At 67.6% G+C, this 21,052-nt stretch carries 25 protein-coding genes; 8 read left to right on the forward strand and 17 right to left on the reverse strand.

Features of this window, described 5'->3' with window-relative positions; all coding sequences use genetic code 11:
• Positions 1 to 10: 10 nt before the first annotated feature.
• From DWF00_RS08095 to acnA, 8 genes are all read right to left on the reverse strand, one after another.
• Positions 11 to 295, reverse strand: a complete 285-nt coding sequence (locus tag DWF00_RS08095) for a type II toxin-antitoxin system RelE/ParE family toxin (RefSeq protein ID WP_114831849.1) — start codon at positions 293 to 295, stop codon at positions 11 to 13.
• Positions 292 to 546: a CopG family ribbon-helix-helix protein gene (locus DWF00_RS08100; protein WP_114831850.1), complete on the reverse strand. Its 255-nt coding sequence runs from the start codon at positions 544 to 546 to the stop codon at positions 292 to 294. Before DWF00_RS08100 ends, DWF00_RS08095 begins: the two co-directional genes overlap by 4 nt.
• A gap of 95 nt (positions 547 to 641) precedes the next feature.
• Positions 642 to 1,388 carry an SDR family oxidoreductase gene (locus DWF00_RS08105; protein ID WP_114831851.1) on the reverse strand — a complete coding sequence of 249 codons (747 nt, stop codon included), beginning with the start codon at positions 1,386 to 1,388 and terminating at the stop codon, positions 642 to 644.
• Complete coding sequence (locus DWF00_RS08110) at positions 1,385 to 2,665, reverse strand: beta-ketoacyl-ACP synthase (protein WP_114831852.1); 1,281 nt, start codon at positions 2,663 to 2,665, stop codon at positions 1,385 to 1,387. Before DWF00_RS08110 ends, DWF00_RS08105 begins: the two co-directional genes overlap by 4 nt.
• 7 nt (positions 2,666 to 2,672) lie before the next feature.
• Entirely contained in the window at positions 2,673 to 3,803 is a 1,131-nt protein-coding gene (locus tag DWF00_RS08115) for a beta-ketoacyl-ACP synthase (RefSeq protein ID WP_114831853.1), read from the reverse strand.
• Between the two features lie 2 nt (positions 3,804 to 3,805).
• Positions 3,806 to 4,273 (reverse strand): 3-hydroxyacyl-ACP dehydratase FabZ family protein, encoded by a 468-nt coding sequence (locus DWF00_RS08120; RefSeq protein ID WP_114831876.1) that lies wholly within the window; start codon positions 4,271 to 4,273, stop codon positions 3,806 to 3,808.
• A 111-nt stretch (positions 4,274 to 4,384) separates the two neighbouring features.
• Entirely contained in the window at positions 4,385 to 4,666 is a 282-nt protein-coding gene (locus tag DWF00_RS08125; protein WP_114831854.1) for an acyl carrier protein, read from the reverse strand.
• A 232-nt stretch (positions 4,667 to 4,898) separates the two neighbouring features.
• Entirely contained in the window at positions 4,899 to 7,610 is a 2,712-nt protein-coding gene (acnA, locus tag DWF00_RS08130) for an aconitate hydratase AcnA (RefSeq protein WP_114831855.1), read from the reverse strand.
• A gap of 227 nt (positions 7,611 to 7,837) precedes the next feature.
• Between acnA and ccmA the strand changes: the two genes are divergently transcribed.
• The 5 genes from ccmA (at position 7,838) to DWF00_RS08155 (ending at position 10,888) form a co-directional block, all read left to right on the forward strand.
• A complete protein-coding gene (gene ccmA, locus DWF00_RS08135) occupies positions 7,838 to 8,464 on the forward strand; it encodes a heme ABC exporter ATP-binding protein CcmA (RefSeq protein ID WP_245973791.1) in 627 nt (208 codons plus the stop codon).
• 145 nt (positions 8,465 to 8,609) lie between these two features.
• Positions 8,610 to 9,278 (forward strand): heme exporter protein CcmB, encoded by a 669-nt coding sequence (gene ccmB / locus DWF00_RS08140; protein ID WP_114831857.1) that lies wholly within the window; start codon positions 8,610 to 8,612, stop codon positions 9,276 to 9,278.
• Between the two features lie 88 nt (positions 9,279 to 9,366).
• Entirely contained in the window at positions 9,367 to 10,128 is a 762-nt protein-coding gene (locus DWF00_RS08145) for a heme ABC transporter permease (protein ID WP_114831877.1), read from the forward strand.
• The gene (gene ccmD, locus DWF00_RS08150; protein ID WP_114831858.1) at positions 10,125 to 10,295 is read left to right on the forward strand and encodes a heme exporter protein CcmD; all 171 of its coding nucleotides are present in this window, start codon (positions 10,125 to 10,127) and stop codon (positions 10,293 to 10,295) included. Before DWF00_RS08145 ends, ccmD begins: the two co-directional genes overlap by 4 nt.
• Positions 10,292 to 10,888 (forward strand): DsbE family thiol:disulfide interchange protein, encoded by a 597-nt coding sequence (locus tag DWF00_RS08155; RefSeq protein WP_114831859.1) that lies wholly within the window; start codon positions 10,292 to 10,294, stop codon positions 10,886 to 10,888. Before ccmD ends, DWF00_RS08155 begins: the two co-directional genes overlap by 4 nt.
• Positions 10,889 to 10,894: 6 nt before the next feature.
• Here DWF00_RS08155 and DWF00_RS08160 read toward each other — a convergent pair whose 3' ends face one another.
• The 6 genes from DWF00_RS08160 to purC all read right to left on the reverse strand — a co-directional run bounded on the left by DWF00_RS08160 (position 10,895) and on the right by purC (position 14,025).
• A complete protein-coding gene (locus DWF00_RS08160; protein WP_114831860.1) occupies positions 10,895 to 11,179 on the reverse strand; it encodes an addiction module antidote protein in 285 nt (94 codons plus the stop codon).
• A 1-nt stretch (position 11,180) separates the two neighbouring features.
• Positions 11,181 to 11,471 carry a type II toxin-antitoxin system RelE/ParE family toxin gene (locus tag DWF00_RS08165; protein WP_114831861.1) on the reverse strand — a complete coding sequence of 97 codons (291 nt, stop codon included), beginning with the start codon at positions 11,469 to 11,471 and terminating at the stop codon, positions 11,181 to 11,183.
• A 62-nt stretch (positions 11,472 to 11,533) separates the two neighbouring features.
• Entirely contained in the window at positions 11,534 to 12,226 is a 693-nt protein-coding gene (gene purQ, locus DWF00_RS08170; RefSeq protein WP_114831862.1) for a phosphoribosylformylglycinamidine synthase subunit PurQ, read from the reverse strand.
• Positions 12,227 to 12,230: 4 nt separating this feature from the next.
• On the reverse strand, positions 12,231 to 12,473 hold the full coding sequence (gene purS / locus DWF00_RS08175; RefSeq protein WP_114831863.1) for a phosphoribosylformylglycinamidine synthase subunit PurS: 243 nt from the start codon (positions 12,471 to 12,473) through the stop codon (positions 12,231 to 12,233).
• A 143-nt stretch (positions 12,474 to 12,616) separates the two neighbouring features.
• Positions 12,617 to 13,189 (reverse strand): hypothetical protein, encoded by a 573-nt coding sequence (locus DWF00_RS08180; protein WP_114831864.1) that lies wholly within the window; start codon positions 13,187 to 13,189, stop codon positions 12,617 to 12,619.
• Positions 13,190 to 13,230: 41 nt separating this feature from the next.
• The gene (gene purC / locus DWF00_RS08185; RefSeq protein ID WP_114831865.1) at positions 13,231 to 14,025 is read right to left on the reverse strand and encodes a phosphoribosylaminoimidazolesuccinocarboxamide synthase; all 795 of its coding nucleotides are present in this window, start codon (positions 14,023 to 14,025) and stop codon (positions 13,231 to 13,233) included.
• A gap of 330 nt (positions 14,026 to 14,355) precedes the next feature.
• Between purC and DWF00_RS08190 the strand changes: the two genes are divergently transcribed.
• Positions 14,356 to 14,679: a DUF1476 domain-containing protein gene (locus tag DWF00_RS08190; protein WP_114831866.1), complete on the forward strand. Its 324-nt coding sequence runs from the start codon at positions 14,356 to 14,358 to the stop codon at positions 14,677 to 14,679.
• Positions 14,680 to 14,946: 267 nt separating this feature from the next.
• The gene (locus DWF00_RS08195) at positions 14,947 to 15,732 is read left to right on the forward strand and encodes an HpcH/HpaI aldolase family protein (protein ID WP_114831867.1); all 786 of its coding nucleotides are present in this window, start codon (positions 14,947 to 14,949) and stop codon (positions 15,730 to 15,732) included.
• A gap of 6 nt (positions 15,733 to 15,738) precedes the next feature.
• On the opposite strand, the gene DWF00_RS08200 is transcribed toward DWF00_RS08195, so the two are convergent.
• Positions 15,739 to 16,380, reverse strand: coding sequence for a DNA-3-methyladenine glycosylase family protein (locus tag DWF00_RS08200; RefSeq protein WP_114831868.1), 642 nt, complete (start codon positions 16,378 to 16,380; stop codon positions 15,739 to 15,741).
• Between the two features lie 114 nt (positions 16,381 to 16,494).
• Here DWF00_RS08200 and gluQRS point away from each other — a divergent pair, with 114 nt between their 5' ends.
• Entirely contained in the window at positions 16,495 to 17,391 is an 897-nt protein-coding gene (gluQRS, locus tag DWF00_RS08205) for a tRNA glutamyl-Q(34) synthetase GluQRS (RefSeq protein WP_114831869.1), read from the forward strand.
• Between the two features lie 136 nt (positions 17,392 to 17,527).
• Here gluQRS and DWF00_RS08210 read toward each other — a convergent pair whose 3' ends face one another.
• Together DWF00_RS08210 and DWF00_RS08215 are read right to left on the reverse strand one after the other, a co-directional pair.
• Positions 17,528 to 18,445, reverse strand: a complete 918-nt coding sequence (locus tag DWF00_RS08210; protein WP_114831870.1) for an AEC family transporter — start codon at positions 18,443 to 18,445, stop codon at positions 17,528 to 17,530.
• 119 nt (positions 18,446 to 18,564) lie between these two features.
• A complete protein-coding gene (locus tag DWF00_RS08215; protein WP_114831871.1) occupies positions 18,565 to 20,601 on the reverse strand; it encodes a M23 family metallopeptidase in 2,037 nt (678 codons plus the stop codon).
• Positions 20,602 to 21,052: the final 451 nt, after the last annotated feature.

Here is a 21,052-nt window from a genome sequence, read left to right on the forward strand (position 1 = left end):
GTTGAGCCTTTCAGAGCCTGTCGGGCCATTGCCGCGAAGCATGCAGCGCCGCCAGAATTTCAACACGCCCGTCGCGGACGCGGTAGGGGAGGATATAGGTGGTGCCGGTTACCACGAGTTCGCGGGTTTCTTCCACCCGCCCGGCGCGACCCATCTCGGGATGATCGCCGAGATGGCTTGCGGCGGCCCTAAGGCGTCGCACCAATGCAAGAGCCGCGCGCGGGTCGAAAGCTCCGATATATTGCGAGATGCCGCGAAGGTCGTCGCGCGCCCTCGGCGTCCAGATGACCCTCACGACTGGGAGGCTTCGATCTTGGCCAGCAGTTCCTGCTCAATCGCGTCCAGTTCTTCTTCGGTCGCGAACTCGCCGCGATCAGCTTGGGCGATACCCTGCTTGATATGGGCGATCTGCCAAGCGTTGAGCTCGACATAGTCCTGAATCGCCTTGGTCGCGAGCCAGCTTCGCGAGCGATCGGTATCGGCTGCCAAAGCGTCGAGCTTGGCGAGCGTCTCATCATCGAGGCGAATGGTGAAGGCTGCGGTCATCGCGGTTCACTCCGGTTCGGAGTGAATATAAGTGGTTTGCCTCGATGCGCCAAGCCGCGCGTCAACCGTGTTTCTCGTGAAGCGTCCGCGGCAGCCTAGCGATGCACGCCCATCTGCGCGGTCAGGCCGCCATCGACCGGCAGCACCGTGCCGGTGATGTAGGCGGCGGGCTCGCTCATCAGGAAGGCGGCGAGGCCGGCGATCTCCGCCGGCTTGGCGAAGCGACCGGCCGGGATCTGGCCTTCCATCTTCTCGCGATAGGCGGCGTAGGGCACCATCATGTCGGTGTCGACGAAACCGGGCGCGATCACGTTGACGGTGACGCCGCGCTTGCCGGTCTCGACCGCGAGCGTCCTGGCATAGGAGATCAGCGCGCCCTTGGAGGCGGCGTAGGCCGCGTTGCCGGGATTGCCGCGAAGCGCCGCGACCGAGCCGATGGCGACGATGCGCCCGGTCCGGGCGCGCAGCATGCCGCGCATCAGGCTCTTGGCGAGGCGGGTGAAGGCCCAGAAATTGACCTGCATGGCAGCCTCGGCCTTGTCCTGCACCATCATCGCCGCGAGCGAATCATAGGGTTGGCCGGCATTGTGAATGAGCCCGAAATAGCTCTCCTCCTCGGCCTCTTCGCAGAAGGCGTCGAGTGCCGCCTTGTCGGCGAGGTCGAGCGGCAGGGGGCGGATGCTGCGGCCGGGATTGGTGGCGTGGACCTCGTCCGCGAGCGCCTGCGCCTGCTCGGCCGAGGCGCGGTAGGTGAAGTCGACGTCGTGGCCGGCAGCCGCCAGCGCGCGGACGATCGCGGCGCCGACGCCCTTGGCGCCGCCGGTGACGAGGACGCGGCTCATGCGGCCTCCGGAGCGGCCGCGAGCACCAGGCAGGTGTTCTGGCCGCCGAAGCCGAAGGAGTTCGAGATCACGGTGCGGACCTTGGCGTCGCGGGCGACGTTCGGCACGACGTCGAGCGGGATCGCCGCGTCGGGCTGAGTGTAGTTGATCGTCGGCGGGATGCGGCCCTTGGCGATGGTCAGGAATGAGAAGACGGCCTCGACCGCGCCGGCGGCGGTGAGGGTATGGCCGATCATCGACTTGTTCGAGGAGATCGGCAGCTCGGCCATGCGCTCGCCGAAGACGGCGGTGCAGCTCATCGCCTCCATCTTGTCGTTCTCCGGCGTCGAGGTGCCGTGGGCGTTGATGTAGTCGATGTCGGCGGGCGTCAGGCCGGCATCGGCCAGCGCGTCCTGCATGGCGAGGATGGCCGGCTTGCCGTCCGGGCTGGAGCGGGTGCGGTGGAAGCCGTCGCCGCGCTCGCCGCAGCCGGCGACGATGCCCAGGATGGTGGCGCCGCGGGCGAGCGCGTGGTCGTAATCCTCCAGCACCAGCGCGCCGGCGCCCTCGCCCATGACGAAGCCGTCGCGGTTCTTCGAGAACGGCTTTGCGGCCGCTTCGGCGGGCTCGTTCTGGGTCGAGAGGGCCGAGAGCAGCGAGAAGCGGATCAGCGCCTCGGCATGGACGGAGCCGTCGGTGCCAATGCAGAGCGCGGCTTGCGTCTCGCCGCGGCGGATCGCCTCGACGCCCATCTGGATCGCGGTCGCACCGGAGGAGCAGGCGGTCGAGAGCGAGATCGGCGAGCCCTTGGTGCCGAAGCGGTCGGCGATGTGGTCGGCGACGCCGCCGAACAGGAAGAGCTCGTGCATCGCCTTGTATTTATGGGTGGCGGCGGCGCGCAGCAGGCCGTCATAGTCGGCGTCGCCCTCGATTTCGCCCGCGAGCTCCTGGCGCTGCGGCCATTCGATCTCGACCGGCGGCACGGCCATGAAGAGCTCGCCGGGGAAAGCGCCGGCTTCACCGAGTCCGCTCTGCGTCACCGCCTCCTCGGCTGCCAGCGTCGCCAGCTTCTCGGAGAGCTCCGGGGCGGTGAAAGGCTCGTCGAACAGGAAATCGACCGTGCCGGCGATGGTGGTGCGCAAGCCGTCGATCGGGAAGCGCTCGATGCGGTGGATGCCGGAGCGGCCGGCGGTCAGGGCCTCCCAGTTGGCATCCTTGCCCTGGCCGAGCGAGGTGACCACGCCGAGGCCGGTGACGGCGACGATCGGGCGGCCCTTGGCGTCACGATGTGTGCTCATGGGTGCCTCACGCTTTCGAGAGATGCGCCGCGCCTTCGCCGCGCCAATGGCCGACGCCGGTGACGATGGCTTCGCTCGCGTGGCCGGCATCGAGCGCGGCGGCGGCGAGGGCGATGGAGGCGGGGAAGGCGGCCTCGACGGCATGGCCGAGCAGGTCGCCGGTGGCGATGCGCCTGGCCTGGTTCAGGCCGGCGATGACATTGGCTTCCTCGGTGGTGATGCCGGCGATGCCGGTCGCGGCCGAGACGGCAAGCGCGAATGGCGCGACCGGGCCGAGCTCGGCGACGAGCTTGCCCAGCGAAGCCTCGACCGCGCCAGCCGCGCGTCGGGGCGAGCGGTCGGCGACGACGTTGTCGAGCCTGGCGAAGACCTTGGCGCCACGGGCGGCGGCGCGCTCGGCCGATTCGAGCACGAGGAAGGCGGCGGCGCTGCCGACGATCAGGCCCGGATTACTATGCCGGCCGAAGACGGGGGCGTAGTCGCCATGGCGCAGGAAGCCGCCAAGCTCGAAGAGCAGCAGCATGTCGCGGCGCTCGGCATTATAGGCGCCGCCGACCAGCATGATCTCGGCCTGGCCGCTGGCGATGCGGGCATGGGCTGTGCGGATCGCGTCGACGCCGGCCTGCTCCTCGCCCATGAAGGTGCGCGAGGCGCCGGTGATGCCGTGGACGATCGAGATGTTGCCGGCGAGCAGGTTGGAGAGCTGCGCCAGGAAGAGCGTCGGCCTGAGATCGCCCATCAGGCGCTCGTTCAGGAAGGCGCCGGTCTCGTTCATGCCGCGCAGGCCGGTCAGGATGGCGCTGTCGACGGCATGGTCGCGCTCGCCGCCGCCGGCGGCGACGATGACCTGCAATTCGCTCTTGGTCTGCGCGTCCTCCTTCAGCCCGGCCGAATCGAGGGCGAGGCCGGCCGTGTAGACGCCGAGGCGCTGCCAGGGCTCCATCTGGCGCTGGTCGGACTTCTTCGGGATCTGGCGGTCGAGTTCGAGCGGCTTCAGCCGGTGCACAGGATAGGGCGCGAAGCTCTCGGTATCGACGATCGGGGCCTGGCCGGCGGCGAGCGCCGCGGCGTGGGGCTCGAGACCTTCGCCCAGGCTGGAGGCAAGGCCGATGCCGGTGATGACGACGTCGCGCTTCATGGTCAGTTCCGTACCGGTTCGAGGCCGATCGCCGCGATCCGGGTCTCCATCAGCTCGCGCATGTCGGCGGGAAAGGGCATCAGCCGGAAGCGCAGATCGGCATCGCAGATCGGCTTGCCGTCGATCGTGACCTTGGCCTTGGTCGCGGCGTAGCCCGAGCCCTCATGGATGAGCTCGGCGCTGACGTCGAGCACGGCGTCGGGCTCGACGAAGGTGCGGAAGCGCGCCTTGTCGACCATCATCAGGAAGGGCATCTGCGTCAGCCCGTTGAGGGCCAGCAGCAGATAGCCGGAGGCCTGCGCCATGGTCTCGGTGAGGAGCACGCCGGGCACCAGCGGGTGGCCGGGGAAGTGGCCTTCGAAGACCGGGCTCGCACCTGCGCTCGGCACCGTCGAGCGGGTGGCGATGCGCTTCTGCGACGGATCGAAGGTCGTGACCGTATCGATCATGTCGAAATATTCGAGGCGCATGCGGTCCTGTCCGGGTAGCGAGCGATGGCGTGTCGGGCCGGAAGCGATGAACCGGCCTGGCAGCGTCATGCTCTATCGGCAGAGGGTGTCCGGCTCAAGGCCGGCCCCGAGTCAGGCCTTTTTGGCGGCGACGAGGTCGTCGATGCGCTGGCACAGGTTCTCGAGCACGAAATACTGCTCGGCCGGCGCCTTGCCCTCGTTGACTTCCTGCGTCCACTGCTCGAGCGGCAGCTTGATGCCGAAGGCCTTGTCGATCGCGAAGGCGATGTCGAGGAAGGCGAGCGAGTCGATGCCGAGGTCGTCGATGGCGTGGCTCTGGGGCGTGATCTTCTCGCGAGGAATGTCGCAGGTCTCGGAAATGATGCCGGCGACAGTCTCGAACGTAGCGGACATGCGGGTGCTCCCGTCGTGATTTGATGTTGGCGGCGGACATCCGGGCGCGCTGGCGCGCGCCTGCCCCAAGCCCCCCGCCAAGGATGGCTGAAACGCCCCATTACACTCACCATTGCGATTGGACAACCGCAGGGGCGAAAAGGGCAGTGATGGCCGGGCTGGACCCGGCCATCACGCGATGATGAGATTCCCGGGTCTGCGTTTCACTTCGCCCGGGAATGGCGTCTGTTGGTTAAGCCGCGATGCCGCGCAGCACGTAGTGCAGGATGCCGGCGTTCTTGAAGTAGTCGAGCTCGTCCAGCGTATCGATGCGGCAGAGGATCGGCACCTTCTTCACCTTGCCGTCGGCCGAGGTGATCTCGGCCTCGAGCATCTGGCGCGGCTTGACGGTGGCGAGGCCCTTGATCGTCACGCTCTCGTCGCCCTTCAGGTCGAGCGAGGCCCAGCTCGTGCCCTCCTGCAGCGTGAAGGGGACGACGCCCATGCCGACCAGGTTCGAGCGGTGGATGCGCTCGAAGCTCTGGGCGATCACGGCCTTGACGCCGAGCAGGTTGGTGCCCTTCGCCGCCCAGTCGCGCGAGGAGCCGTTGCCGTACTCGACCCCGGCGAAGACCACCAGCGGCACCTTCTCGGCCTGGTAGCGCATCGCCGCATCGTAGATCGGCAGCTCTTCCTTGCTGGGATAGTGGATGGTGTAGCCGCCTTCGCGCCCGTTCGGGCCCATCATGTGGTTGCGGATGCGGATGTTGGCGAAGGTGCCGCGCATCATGACCTCATGATTGCCGCGGCGCGTGCCGTACTGGTTGAAGTCGGCGACGGCGACGCCGTGCTCGGTCAGGTAGGCGCCCGCCGGCGAGGCGGCCTTGATCGAGCCGGCCGGGGAGATGTGGTCGGTGGTGATCTTGTCGCCGAACAAGCCGAGGATGCGGGCGCCGACGATCTCGGTGACCGGGTCCGGCGTCTTGCCCATGCCCTGGAAGTAGGGTGGGTTCTGCACGTAGGTCGACTTGTCGTCCCAGGCATAGGTCTGGCCGGTCGGGGCCTTGACCTTCTGCCAGTTGGCGTCGCCCTTGAAGACGTCGGCGTACTTCGCCTTGAAGATCGCCTTGGTGACGTTCTTGGCGATGAAGGTCTGGATCTCCTTGTTGGTTGGCCAGATGTCCTTCAGGAAGACCGGCTTGCCGGCCTTGTCCATGCCGAGCGGCTCGGTGGTCAGGTCGATCTGGACCGAGCCTGCCAGCGCGTAGGCGACGACCAGCGGCGGCGAAGCCAGGTAGTTCGCCTGCACGTCCGGCGAGACGCGGCCCTCGAAGTTGCGGTTTCCGGAGATGACGGCGCCCGCGATCAGGCCCTGCTCGTTGATGGTCTTCGAGATCTCGGCCGGCAGCGGCCCGGAATTGCCGATGCAGGTGGTGCAGCCGAAGCCGACCAGGTTGAAGCCGAGCTTGTCGAGGTCCTTCTGCAGGCCGGCCTTGGCGAGATACTCCGCCACGACCTGCGAGCCAGGGGCGAGCGAGGTCTTGACCCAGGGCTTGACCTTCAGGCCCTTGGCAACCGCGTTGCGGGCGAGCAGGCCGGCCGCCATCAGCACCGAGGGGTTGGAGGTGTTGGTGCAGGAGGTGATGGCGGCGATGACGACGTCGCCATGACCGAGGTCGAAGGGCTTGCCCTCGACCTTGACCCGGCGCGCGAGCTCGACGCCCTTCTTGTACTCGGTGTCCATCGCGGCGGCGAAGCCGCCCTTGATGGCCGAGAGGTCGGCGCGGCCTTCGGGGCGCTTCGGGCCGGCCATCGAGGGCTGGACCGTGGTCAGGTCGAGTTCGAGCGTGTCAGTGAAGACCGGATCGGGCGTCGAGCGCGTGGCGAAGAGGCCCTGCGCCTTGGCGTATTTCTCCACCAGCGCGACGCGCGCCGACTTGCGGCTGGTGGTGGTGAGATAGTCGAGCGTCTCGGTGTCGACCGGGAAGAAGCCGCAGGTCGCGCCGTATTCCGGGCCCATGTTGGCGATGGTGGCGCGGTCGGCCAGCGTCAGGTTGTAGAGGCCGGGGCCGTAGAACTCGACGAACTTGCCGACGACGCCCTTCTTGCGCAGCATCTGGGTGACGGTGAGCACGAGGTCGGTCGCGGTGATGCCTTCCTTGAGCTTGCCCGAGAGCTTGAAGCCGATCACCTCAGGCAGCAGCATCGACTGCGGCTGGCCGAGCATGGCGGCCTCGGCCTCGATGCCGCCGACGCCCCAGCCGAGCACGGAGAGGCCGTTGACCATGGTGGTGTGCGAATCGGTGCCGACGACCGTGTCGGGATAGGCGACCTCGACCGTCACGGTCTTCTTGCCCTGCTTGACCTTCTCCTTCGCCGTCCAGACGGTCTGGGAGAGGTACTCGAGGTTGACCTGGTGGCAGATGCCGGTGCCGGGCGGCACGACGCGGAAATTGTCGAAGGCGCCCTGGCCCCATTTCAGGAAGCGGTAGCGCTCGCCGTTGCGCTGGTATTCGAGGTCGACGTTCTGCTTCAGCGCCTTGGGCGAGCCGAACTCGTCGACGATGACGGAATGGTCGATGACGAGGTCGACCGGAACCAGCGGGTTGATCTTCTTCGGGTCGCCGCCGAGCGCCACGACGCCGTCGCGCATCGCCGCGAGATCGACCACGGCCGGGACGCCGGTGAAGTCCTGCATCAGCACGCGCGCGGGGCGGAAGCCGATCTCCTTGCCGGCCTTGCCCTTGTCGTCGAGCCAGCCGACGAAGGCCTCGATATCGGTCTTGGTGACCGAGCGGCCATCCTCGAAGCGCAGCAGGTTCTCGAGCAGCACCTTCATCGAGAAGGGCAGCTTGGAAATGCCGGGAAGGCCGTTCTTTTCGGCCGCTTTAAGGGAGTAATAAACGTATTTCTTGGTGCCGACGGTCAGCGTCTTCCGGCACTTGAATGAATCGAGCGAAGCCATGCGGGCTAAATCCTGATCAAGGGGTTGCGGTCGCGAGCCGGCAACTCCTTGCGGGATGGCCGGATCGAAGGCCTAATGCGCATGACGCGCGCGCCGCCTCGGGAGTGCCCGAGCCCCGCGCCGGATCGGCGTGCGGCGTAGCCAAGCGTTCTATAGATCAATTCCAAGAAGCCCGCTACATGCATGAATCATGCGCGGCGAGCCTTTTTGGCCTCCGGAACAACGTCTTGACCCTGCGGCATACCTCCTTCCCCAGCCTCGCCCTGACTGCCGAGACCGTCACCTGCCGGCGCGGCGGGCGGCTGGTCTTCGAGGGCCTGAGCTTCTCGCTGGGCAATGGCGAGGCGATCGCCCTCACCGGCCGCAACGGCGCAGGCAAATCGAGCCTGATCGCGATGATCTGCGGGCGGTTGCTGCCGGCTGAAGGGAGCTTGCGAATCGATGGTGCCGGCGATGTGCCGCTGCCGGAGCTGATCCATCTGGTCGGCCATCGCGACGGGCTGAAGACGGCGCTGAGCGCAGGCGAGAACCTCGCCTTCGCCCAGGGGCTGCTCGGCGAGGCGGCGGCGTCGCCCGAGGAGGCCCTTACCGCGGTTGGTCTCGCGCATGTCGCGGCCCTGCCGGTCGGCTATCTCTCGGCCGGGCAGCGGCGGCGGGTGGCGCTGGCGCGGCTGCTGGTGTCGCGGCGGCCGCTCTGGCTGCTCGACGAGCCGGCCTCGGCGCTCGATGCCAGCGCGCAACAGATGCTGATCGGGCTGATGCAGGCGCATCTCGTGCAGGGCGGGGCGATTATCGCCGCGACGCACGGCCCGCTCGGGCTCGATGGCGCGCGCGAACTGAGGATCGGGCTATGAGGCGCGGTTTCCTCTACCGTCATCCTGGGCGACCGAAGGTCGTCCCGGGATCCATCGTAGGGCTCCGGCGCCCTACGATGGATCCCGGAGCTCCGCTTCGCTGCGTCCGGGATGACGGCGTGGGTGGGGGAAGGAAGGCGTATCAATGAGGCGCGCCTTCTTCGCTATCCTCAGGCGGGACCTCGCCCTCGCCACGCGGGCCGGCGGCGGTGGCGAGCTGGCGCTCGTCTTCTTCCTGACGCTGGTCGTGCTGGTGCCCTTCGCGCTCGGGCCCGACCTCAACCTGCTCTCCCGCATCGGCCCGGCGATCCTCTGGCTCGGCGCCCTGCTGGCGACGCTGATCGGGCTCGACCGGCTGTTCCAGGGCGACGAGGAGGATGGCTCGCTCGACCTGATCCGCGCCTCCGTGCTGCCGCTCGAACTTGCCGTACTGGCCAAGGGGCTGGCGCATTGGCTGACGACCGGGTTGCCGCTGGCGCTATGCGCGCCGTTGCTCGGACTGCTCGTCGCCTTGCCGGCCGAGGCGATGCTGCCGGTGGCGGCGACGCTGCTCGCCGGCACGCCGGCGCTCAGCTTCATCGGCGCGACCGGCGCTGCGCTGACCGCCTCGCTCAAGCGCGGCGGGCTGATCGTGCCGGTGCTGGTGGCGCCGCTGACCGTGCCTGTGCTGATCTTCGGCGTTTCCGCTTCGAACAGCGCGCTTGGCGGCACCATCCCGTTCCTGACGCCCTTCCTGATCCTGTGCGCGCTCTCGCTGGCGGCGATCGTGATCGGCACGATTGCCGCCGCGGCCGCGCTCAGGCAGGCCGATTAGGCTGCGACGCCATAGGCCGGCCACGCGGATTGTGGAGAGAGAGGCCGGTTGCTACATCCTGCCTCGTCGAATGAAGAGCAAAGGCCGCATGGCTAGCCTGACCGAACTGGCGAATCCGACGCGCTTCATGCGCTATTCGGCCGTGCTGCTGCCCTGGTTCGCGGGCGCGGCGCTGGTCCTGCTCGCGCTCGGCTTCTACCTCGCCTGGTTCGTCGCGCCGGCCGACTACCAGCAGGGCGAGACGATCCGGATCATGTTCGTGCACGTGCCGGCCGCCTGGCTGGCGCTGATGTTCTACACGATGATGGCGGTCTCGGCGCTCGGCACGCTGGTCTGGCGCCATCCGCTCGCCGACGTGGCGCAGAAGGCCGCGGCCCCGATTGGCGCGGCGTTCTCATTGATCTGCCTGATCACCGGCGCCTTCTGGGGCAAGCCGATGTGGGGCACCTATTGGGTCTGGGATGCGCGACTGACTTCGGTGCTGGTGCTGTTCCTGATCTATCTCGGCATCATCGCACTGTGGCGCACGCTCGACGAGCCGTCGCGGGCCGGCCGGGCAGTCGCGATCCTGACGCTGGTCGGCTTCGTCAACGTTCCCATCATCAAGTTCTCGGTCGATTGGTGGAACACCCTGCACCAGCCGGCCTCGGTCTTCCGCATGGGCGGGCCGACCATCGATGCCTCCATGCTCCAGCCGCTGCTGATCCTGGCCGTCGGCTTCACGCTTCTGGCTCTGGCGCTGCACCTCGTCGCGATGCGGGCCGAGATCATGCGCCGGCGCGTCAGGACGCTGACCATCTTCGAGGCTGAGCGGCTCGATAGGTTGGCGGCGCAGGGAGCGGCGGCATGAGCTCTCTCGGGCCGCATGCCGGCTTCATCCTCGCCGCCTACGGCGCGGTCGCGGTCATCCTCGGCGGGCTGATCGCGGCGATCCTGCTCGACCACCGCGCGCAGAAGCGGGCGCTCGATGCGCTCGAGCAGCGCGGCATCGGCCGCCGTTCGGGCAGCACGTCATGAGCGAGGTCGGGCTCGCGCCGCGGCGGCGCTCGCCGCTGATCTACATCGTGCCGCTGATCCTGTTCGGCGCGCTGTCCTTCGTCTTCCTGATCGGGCTGTTCTCGGGCGATGCCTCGCGCGTGCCCTCGGCGCTGATCGGCAAGCCGGCGCCGGTGATCACGCTGACGGCGCTGGAGGGCCTGCAGAGGAATGGGCAGCCGGTGCCGGCCTTCACGGTCGCCGATCTCGGTAAGGGCAGGGCGACCATCGTCAACGTCTTCGCCAGCTGGTGCGCGCCCTGCCGGGTCGAGCATCCGCAGCTCGTGGCGCTGTCGGAGACACCTGCGGTGCAGCAGGGCAAGGTCGCGCTGGTCGGCTTCAACTACAAGGACGAGGCCGAGAACGCCCGCCGCTTCCTCGGCGCGCTCGGCAATCCGTTCTCGGCCGTGGGCGTCGATCGCCTAGGGCGCGGCGCGATCGAATGGGGCGTCTACGGCGTACCGGAGACCTTCCTGATCGGGGGGGACGGCCGCATCCTCGACAAGCATGTCGGGCCGCTCACGGCTGAGAGCGCGCAGAGATTGCTGGCGAAGGCGCTTGCGGCGGTGAAGTGAGGTTTCCTAAGCGGCGACCAAGGCCAGCTTCAGGCCGAGTGCCTTGGTGACGGCGGAGATCGTCTCCAAGGTCGGGTTACCACCCTGCCGGAAGGTCTTGTAGATCGTCTCGCGGCTGATGCCGGCTTCCTGAGCAAGCTTCGTCACGCCGCGGGCGCGGGCGATGTCGCCGAGCGCGACAGCGATGAAGCTGGGGTCGCCCTCGTCGAGAGCGGCTTCGAGATAGGCGACCTGCTCGTCGCGGCTCTTGAGATGATCCTGGATATCGAAGCGGGTCGTTTCGAGTGCCATGTCAAATCTCCTTCGCCAGTCGCTTGGCGTGGGCGATGTCGGCGGCCTGGGTGCGCTTGTCGCCGCCACAGAGCAGGATAACGATCTCCTGGCCGCGCTGTGTGAAGTACACGCGATATCCTGGCCCGTAATCGATCCGCAATTCGCGGACCCCGTCGCCGACCGGTTTCACGTCACCGAAATTGCCATGCTCGACCCGGCGCAGCCGGGCGGCGATTCTCAGGCGTGCCGTCATGTCGCGCAAATCGCCAAGCCACTTGACGAAAACGGCTGATTGGCGAAGCTCGATCACGTGTATTTTGATACACAGATCGAGCTAGAACGTCAACTTCAATACACAGCTGAACGGCGGGATCAGGCCGCCTTCTTCCCCACCAGGCTCGCGAACATGCCGCGGCCATCAGTGCCACCGGTGAGCGAATCGATCAGGTTCTCGGGGTGGGGCATCAGGCCGAGCACATTCAGCTTTGGCGAATAGATGCCGGCGATGTTGTTGAGCGAGCCGTTGGGGTTGGCTGCGTCCGTGACCTTGCCCGCGGCGTCGGCATAGCGGAAGGCGACGAGCCCTTCGCCTTCGAGCCGCGCGATGGTCTCCTCGTCGGCGATGTAGTTGCCCTCGCCATGGGCGACGCAGACATCGATGACCTCACCCTTGGCATAGGAGCTCGTATAGGGCGTATCGGCGCGCTCGACCGTGAGGTGCTGGCGCCGGCAGATGAATTTCAGGTTGGCGTTGCGGCGGAGAACGCCTGGCAGCAACCCGGCCTCGCAGACGATCTGGAAGCCGTTGCAGATGCCGAGCACATAGCCGCCGCGCTCGGCATGGGCGCGGGTCGCGTCCATGATGTTGGCGCGCGCTGCGATTGCGCCGGTGCGCAGGTAGTCGCCATAGGAGAAGCCGCCGGGCAGCACGACGAGGTCGGTCCCGGCCGGCAGCGCCGTATCGGCGTGCCAGACATGCTCGACCGTGGCGCCGGCCTGCTTCAGCGCCTTGGCGACGTCGCCCTCGCGATTGGAGCCGGGAAAGGTGATGACGGCAGCCTTCATGATCTCAGCCCCCGATTTCGACGCGATAGTTCTCGATCACGGTATTCGCCAGCAGCTTCTCGCAGGCGTCCTTGAGGGCGGTCTCGGCCGCGGCCTTGTCGGCGCTGTTGAGCTCGATGTCGAAAACCTTGCCCTGGCGCACGGAACTGAGCCCGTCGATGCCGAGCGACTTCAGCGCGCCCTCGATGGCCTTGCCCTGCGGGTCGAGCACGCCGGTCTTCAGGGTGACGGTGACGCGGGCTTTCATCGGGCTCTCCGGGGATTGGTGCTTGGGCGTGGCTTAGCGGCGAATCAGTGCCGGCTCAACCATTTGTCGCGGCAGAAAGTGAGAGTATGGCTTTAAGCGAAAAACCGGTTCCCGCTTTTTCGCGCCATGCTCCTGCCGCCGAATCAGCGGCTGTTCCAGGCCGAGCGGGCGTAGCTGCGCGCCCTGTCGGCCTCGTCGCTCACCGCGACGGCGATGGTGAGCTTGCCGGCATCGCGGCCATAGACGATCGCCGTCGCGGCGTGCTTGCCGGCGGCATCCTTCGCGCGGATCTCGACGAGAAGGCCCTTCGCGCCATCCTCGTCATAACGCGAGACGCTGGTCGTGCTTTTGGGAGCCGTATCCTTGGGCGCCGTGCTCTTGGCTTTGGTCTTGTCGGGCTTCGGCGGCGTCGTCGGCTTGGCGAATTCGCGGGCGAGGCGGGCGGGGTCGCTCGCCAGCGCGCGCTCCATCTCGTCGGCCCGCTTGCCGTCGAAGCTGATCAGCGCGGCGATCGCCTGATGCGCGCAATGCTCGCGCGGGCAATAGACGATGGTGCGCGGCTCGATGCCGTCATTCAGCACCCAGTCGCCGATCGGCAGGGGCTGCCAGCCGCGATCCGCGGGGAGTTCGGCGAAGCCGGCGCCGAACTGGTTGGTGCAAGCGGCCAGCAGGCAGAGCCCGGCCAGCAGCGCGACCAAATGCAAACGGGAGCGCATGCGCCCCCGTTGCCGTATCGCTGTCGGCGTTTCGCCTGGTCTCACTGCACCAGACGAGGGCCGGCCGGTCCGGTCTTCTCGTTCTCGCCGAGAATGCCGAGGCGGCGCGCCACTTCGGTATAGGCCTCGATCAGCCCGCCCATGTCGCGGCGGAAGCGGTCCTTGTCCATCTTGTCCTTCGACTTGATGTCCCAGAGCCGGCAGGAATCGGGGCTGATCTCGTCGGCGACGACGATGCGCATCATCTCGCCTTCCCAGAGCCGGCCTGTCTCCATCTTGAAGTCGACGAGGCGGATGCCGGCGCCGAGGAAGAGGCCGGAGAGGAAGTCGTTGACGCGGATGGCGAGCGCCATGATGTCGTCGATCTCCTGGGGCGTCGCCCAGCCGAAGGCGGTGATGTGCTCTTCCGAGACCATCGGGTCGCCCAGCGCGTCGTTCTTGTAGTAGAACTCGATGATCGAGCGCGGCAGCTGGGTGCCTTCCTCGAGCCCGAGCTTGGTCGAGAGCGAGCCGGCGGCGATGTTGCGCACCACGACCTCGAGCGGGATGATCTCGACCTCGCGGATCAGCTGCTCGCGCATGTTGAGCCGGCGGATGAAGTGCGTGGGAACGCCGATATCGTTCAAGTTGCTGAAGATGTGCTCGGAGATCCGGTTGTTGAGGACACCCTTGCCGTCGATCACTTCATGCTTCTTGGCATTGAGGGCCGTCGCGTCGTCCTTGAAATGCTGGATCAGCGTACCCGGCTCGGGACCCTCATAGAGGACCTTCGCCTTGCCTTCGTAGATGCGACGGCGGCGATTCATTGGGATGTACCGTGGCTTGAGGAAATCCAAAGGTCGGCCTTTCTCTAGACGCAGGGTTGCCCCCGCGGCGGGATCGTGGCCCCTGTTCAGCCGGCTCGTCGCAATCCGCGCTGATTCCCGTCCGAACAGGGAATCAGCCTAGACCGCAGTGCCGTCTGGCTCAATGCATAGGCAAACCATGGGACTGCCATTGCGCCCGCTATATGGCCCTTCTGCACTGCAAACGCAATAAAGCGCGGCGGGGGCCAGTGCCGCCCCGGCCATGGCCGCGTCCTTAGTCGTAATCCGTGCTGGCCCTGTGCGCCGCGCCAGCCTATATGGCTGTTCGAGAGACAGCCCCCGCAAGAGGACTTAACCCGCATGTCGACCTTCGATCAGCGCAAGGATGCTTTCGAGAACAAGTTCGCCCATGACGAGGAGCTGCGCTTCAAGGCGACGGCCCGGCGCAACAAGCTTCTCGGCCTGTGGGCGGCGGAGAAGCTGGGCAAGGCCGGGGCCGACGCGGACGCCTATGCCAAGGCGGTCGTGCTGGCCGATTTCGAGGAGGCCGGCGACGAGGACGTGCTGCGCAAGGTCAAGGCCGATTTCGGCTCGGCCAACGTCACGGTCGCCGACGAGGAAATCCGCAGGGTGATGACCGAGCTGCTGATCAAGGCGGCCGAAGAAATCCAGGCCGGCCGCTGAGACCGTTTGATTATCCTGCTGGCGCGGCCGTCCGACGCGGCTGCCTGCGCTTCCGGTGCTCACGGACGAAAAGTCCGCTCCGGTTCTCGAGCCACGCCAGCCGACTCAACGCCGGCGAATTCTCGAACGATCTCCGAGGGCAGGTTTCAAACGCAGGACGCTTCTGAGACGGGCGCATGGGCGCCCGTTTGCTTTTCGGAGCGCCCCCGGTCCAACCTGCGCCACCCGCCGCTAGCCAGGAGCGGGACCAACCGGATGCAAGCGCCCATGTCCTCCGCCAAGCCGACCGTTCTCTCCTCGCTCGCCGATCGCTTCGCCAAGGGCGACACGATCCTGTCCGCCTGGTGCGGCCTGCCCGACCCGAGCGTCTCGGCCATCCTGGCGCAGGAGGATTTCGACGCGATCACGCTCGACATGCAGCACGGTCCGATCACGCTGGCCGAGGTCATCCGCGCCGTGCCGCTGATCAACGCCGCCGGCAAGCCGGTCGTGGCGCGCATCGCCGTCGGCGAGTTCCAGAATGTCTCGAAACTGTTCGACACCGGCGTCTCCGGCGTGATCGCGCCGATGATCAACACGATCGAGGATGCCAAGCGCCTCGCGGCCTATGCCAAGTACCCGCCGCTGGGCGAACGCAGCTGGGGCAGCTATGGCGGGCTCGGCGCCTCCGGCCTCGACCCGAATACCTACCTCAAGGAAGCCAACCGCTTCTCGCTGACCTTCGCGATGATCGAGACGCGCGAGGCGATGGCGATCGTCGACGACATCCTGGCGCTGGAAGGCATCGACGCGCTCTTCGTCGGCCCGTCCGACCTCTCGATCGCGCTCTCGGGCGGCAAGCAGGTCAATGCCTTGGCCAAGGAGGTCGATGACGCCGTCCGCCATATCGTGGCGCGCGCCTCGGCGGTGAACAAGCCGGTGGCGTTCTATGCCGCCACCGCTGAGCGGGCCAAGCAGGGCGTCGAGATGGGCTGCCGCTTCGTGACGGTCATGAGCGATTCGACGCTGTTGCGCACGGCCACCAAGACCGCCCTGAAGACCGTCAGGGGCTGAGGCTCCTCAAGCGTTGATGCCTTCGCGCCGCTTCAGCACGGCGTAATAGGCCCAGAGCAGCCTTGCCGCGACGCCGCGCCAGGGCCGCCAGGCTTCGGCCATCGCCTCAAGCTCGGCCGCCTTCGGGCGGGCGGGCAGGGCGAAGGCGACGCGGGCCGCCTCCTGGATGGCGAGGTCGCCGGCGGCGAAGCCATCGCGATGGCCGAGGCAGAACAGCAGGTAGACATCGGCCGTCCAGGGACCGATGCCGGAGACCGCCGTCATGTGCTGATGGACCAGCTCCGGCGTGAACTGCTCCAGCACATCGAAATCGAGGCTGCCCGAGGCGATCGCGGCGGCAACGGCGCGCAGGGTCTTCTGCTTCGGACGCGACAAGCCCGATAGCCGCATCTCCTCGTCGGTGGCGGCGAGGACGCGCTCCGGCGTCAGTGGCGTCAGCACGCCCTCGACCCGGGCCCAGACGGCGCGCGCGCTGGCGACCGAGAGCTGCTGCGCCACGATGATCCCGGCGAGCCCGACGAAGCCGCCCTCGCGCCGACGCAGCGGCGGCAGGCCGGTTCGCTCGATGATCGCGGTCCAGTCGGGATGGAGCGCGCGCAGCGCCGCCATGCCTTCTTCGAGATCGGCGTCGCAGGTGATGCGGTTCATGTGATGCGGTTCATGGCGTCGTCTTGATCATGGCGTCGTCTTGGCCCGCGCTCGCGGCAGGGATTGTCAGGAGGGCGCTTGGCCTGTTGGGGAGGGGACCATAGACATAAGCTCATGGCGACGTCCTCCCCCGATTCGAGCAAGCCCGTCTTCCGCTTTGCGCCGAGCCCGAATGGCCAGCTGCATCTCGGCCATGCGCTCTCGGCGCTGACGAATGAGCGGATGGCCGAGCGTTTCGGTGGGAGCCTGCTGCTGCGCATCGAGGATATCGACCTGACGCGCTGCCGGCCGGAATTCGAGCAGGCGATCCACGACGACCTCACCTGGCTCGGCATCCGCTTGGACGGCGCGGTGCGGCGGCAATCCGAACATTTCGACGATTATCGCGCAGTGCTCGGCCGCCTGCAGGCGAAGGGGCTGATCTATCCCTGCTTCTGCTCGCGGCAGAAGGTGAAGCAGGCGGTTGCCGCCAAAGAGGCGGAATCGGGCCAGCCCTGGCCGCGCGATCCCGATGGCTCGCCGGTCTATCCCGGCACCTGCCGATCCCTGAGCAGGCAGGAGGCGGAGGCGCGCATCGCCGCTGGCGAAGCGCATGTGCTGCGGCTCGCCATGGACCGCGCGCTGGCAATGATCGGCAGCGATGTCTGGTATCGCCTGTTCGACGAGAGCGGGACTGAAACGGTGATCAAAGCCAGGCCGACCCGCTGGGGCGACGTCGTGCTGGCGCGCAAGGACGTGCCGACGAGCTACCACCTCTCCGTCGTGATCGACGACGCGATCCAGCGCGTCAGCCATGTCGTGCGCGGGCGCGATCTGGAGGCGGCGACCGATATCCATGCCGTGCTGCAGCGCCTGCTCGGCCTGCCGGCGCCGCGCTATCATTTCCACCGCCTGCTGATCGACGAGACCGGCCAGAAGCTGGCCAAGAGCCGGCTATCGGAAAGCCTGGCCGATCTGAGGGCGCGCGGGGTGACGGCCGCGGAGGTCAGGGCGCAGCTAGGCTTTACCTAGGACCCTCGCCGTCATCCCGGACAAGCCGCGTTTGCGGCGCCGCTCCGGGATCCATCGTAGGGCTCAGAGCTTTACGATGGATCCCGGAGCTCCGCTGCGCTGCGTCCGGGATGACGGAGCTCGATTCTGGCAGAGCTCAACCCACCCCGAGCCAGGTCAGCCAGGCGGCAGTGGTGAAGAGCGAGAGCATCGTCGAGAGCGCGATCGCGCTGGAGGCGTCGGCCATGCCCTGCTTGTAGCGCTCGGCGAAGAGATAGGCGTTGATGCCGCAGGGGCAGGCGGCGAAGAGCACGGCGACGCCGGACCAGTGCGAGGGCATCTCGAAGACCCGCGTCGCCAGCAGATAGACGATCAGCGGGTGCAGGAAGAGCTTGAGCGCGCTCAGCACGGCCGGCAGGGCGAGGCCCGATTGCAGGCCGTAGCGCCGCATGGCGATGCCGAGGCTGATCAGGGCGCAGGGCACGGCGGTGTCGGCGATGGCGTCGACGATGATCCAGAGCGGCCGCGGCAGAAAGTCGACGAAGGGCCGCGACAGCGAGCCGAGCAGGATGCCGACGATGATCGGATGCGTGATCAGCCGCCGGGCCAGCGTGGTCAGCGAGGCGGAGCGCCCCTCCGCGAGCAGCGTCGCCAGCACCATGATCACCGGCAGGTGGACGGCGAGCAGCAGGCCGAGCGGCACGGCGCCGGCGGCGCCATAGGCCTTCAGGATCATCGGCACGCCGACGAAGACGGTGTTGGACTGTCCCGCCGCGAAGCCGGAGACGACGAGTTCGGGGCCCTTGCGGTTGAAGACCCGCTTGGCGATCAGCATGGCCAGCGCGCCGACGATCACGAGCCCGCCGAAATAGGCGATCCAGTAGCCCCAGGGCTGACTCGCGGGGATGTCGGCCTTGGCCAGCGTGCGGAAGAGCAGGCAGGGCACGGCCAGCACGAAGACGAAGTCGGAGAGGCCCTCGCCGGTCGTGTCGCGCACGAGCTTGACCCAGCGCGCGGCGAAGCCGAGCGCGATCAGGCCGAAGACGGGCAGGACGATGAGCAGCGAGGAGAGCATCGGCAAGGGCTTGACGATTTAAGGAATTGCCCCGTCGCCGTCGGCCCTCGCGCGCCTTGAGTCAAGCGCAGCCATGCGCAAAAAGCGCGCGGCGCCTGCCAATGCTTTCGGCCATGCGTTCAGCGCAATTGCGCGACGGCCCCGCCGGCCCGGATGATCAGGCCCTGGATCTCGTCGCGCTGGCGCTTGAACTCGGCCAGCGCCTTGCCCTCGAGCTCGCGCCCGCGCGGCACGCGGATCTTCATCGGGTTGACGAAGCTGCCATTGACCAGGACCTCGTAGTGGAGGTGCGGGCCGGTCGAGAGGCCGGTCGAGCCGAGATAGCCGATGACCTGGCCCTGCCGGACCTTGGCGCCGGGCACGATGCCGTTGGCGAAGTTCGACTGGTGCGAATAGGTGGTGACGTAGCCGTTGGCGTGCTGGATCTCGGTGTGCTTGCCATAGCCCGAGGACCAGCCGGCCTTGAGCACGGTGCCGTTGCCGGCGGCCAGGATCGGCGTGCCAATCTTGTTGGCCCAGTCGACGCCGGTATGCATCTTCGAATAGCGCATGATCGGGTGGTAGCGCATGCCGAAGCCCGAGCGCATCTCGCCATCGGCGATCGGCTTGCGCAGCAGGAACTTCTTCAGCGAGCGGCCATCCTCGTCGAAATAGTCGATCAGCCCGTCCTCCGGCGACTGGTAGCGGAAGACGCGGCGCGTCTCGCCGTTGACCGTCAGCGCGGCGGAGAGGATCTCGGCGCGCTCGCCCTCTTCCTCCTCGGTGAAGATCACTTCGAGATTGTCGCTGGCGCGCACGCGCTGCTGGAAGTCGAGGTCGTAGGAGAAGATGCGGACGAGCTCGTCGATCATCGGGCGCGGCAGGTCGTGGCGCAGGCCCGTCTCGTAGAGGCTCTCATAGAGCCTGGCGCCGCCGCTGGCCTCGTCGTCCTCGTCCTCGCCGCCCTCGTCGGCGGTCGTGGCCTTGCGCTGCGGGCCGACGATGTCCTGCTTGGGCAGGGCGACCGACTGGAACACGCCCTTGTCGTTGATCGCGACGGTGGCGTCGGGCTGGCCGTTGGTGAGCAGCGAGACGCGCACGATCTGGCGGGGATCGCCGGGGCTGGGGCCGGGCGCGAACAGGGCCTGCAGCACCTGGCCTTCCGGCAGCGCGGCGACGCGGATCCGGCCGCTGAAGGCCTGGATCATGCTGCGGATCTGGTCGGGCGTCGCGCCGGCCGTGCGCAGCACCTGCTCGAAATTCTCGCCGCGCTTGGTGATCAGCAGCTTGTCCTCGACCAGCGGCTCGCGCGAGGCCGCCATCGGCGTCTTCGGCGCGTTGGTGACGTTCTCCGGCACGACGCGGACCTCGATGCCGGAGAAGCGCGTATCGGTCGCCGGCCCATAGGCGAGCAGGTCGGTGCCGGCACCGCTGGCGCTGGCGCTGCCGAGCGTGCGGCTCAACATCAGCTGCGGCGGGATCGGCAGGGGGCGCTGCCGGCCGGCAGCGGCGAGGTTGTTCCGCTCCTCCTCGATCTGCGAGATCACGTCGGCATCGTCGAGCTGCGACTTGGCTGCGGCGATGACCATGTCGGAGAGGTCGCGCTTGACGATGGTGACGTCGGCATCGGGTACGTCGACGGTCGGCTCGGCATAGCGCTCGGCCGGCTCGGCGCCCTCGGAGAACAGGCGCAAAGGATTGAAGGGCGGGATGTTGGTCGCGTAGACGCCGGTGGTCAGCGAGAGGTTGGTGGCGAGCCGCACGAAGGGCCTGACCTTGATGACCTCGCGATCGCCGACGCGCTGGGACATCGGCGCGCGGGCGCTGTGCCTGGCCGAGATCACCGGCTGATCGGCGACGAGCTTGTCGCCCTTGCGGGCGCCGCCGCCATCGCCTGCGGCCGAGGAGGCGCGGGCCGTGACCATCTCCGGCTGTTCCGGGAAGCTGGTGTCGCCGCGCATCGCGACCAGGATGGCGCCGCCGAGCAGGGCCGCGCCGCAGGAGCCGACGAGCGCGCAGGCGACGAGCCAGCGCAGCGAGACGCCGCGCCGGTCCGCGGCCTGATGCGGCGAACCGTCAGGCTGGATCGGCGGCTCGATGCCGAGGTCGATCAGGAGCGCGGCGGCTTCCGGCGACAACGGCTCGGCTGGCGTGCTGAGCTCGGGATGGGCGTTCATCGTCTGCCGTCTTGAGAACCTTGAAGCCTTCCCGGCCCAGCCGACCCGGCCATGGCCGGGAACGCTGCGCCGTCGCTATCTCTGCGTCGTGCGTGACCATGCCCGCGACGCCGCCCGGAATCAATCGGGACCGCGCCGGGGCGCTGCTCCGCCTGAGCCTGTGGCCTTCGAATGCGGCTGTTTCCGGGCGCCCCCCGCGCACGCGCGTGAACACAAGGTCGGATTTCGGCCTCAGGAGGGTAGCCAGCGAAAAAATCTCGGCTCTGTCGGAAAAACTTCAAGAAGCGTGTTGACACCCGAAAGGGGGTTCCCCTATATACGGCCCATCGAGACGGCGCCGCCGGTGTGCGGGGCCGCTCTACTGCGCTTCATTAGAACGCTGGGCCTTGTAGCCGAGAGATCGGCTTAGAGCACTGTCTGTTTTGTAGAAGCCTCGCTGTTTGACAACTGA

Source organism: Allobosea caraganae (genome assembly GCF_003351345.1).
Lineage (GTDB): Bacteria > Pseudomonadota > Alphaproteobacteria > Rhizobiales > Beijerinckiaceae > Allobosea > Allobosea caraganae.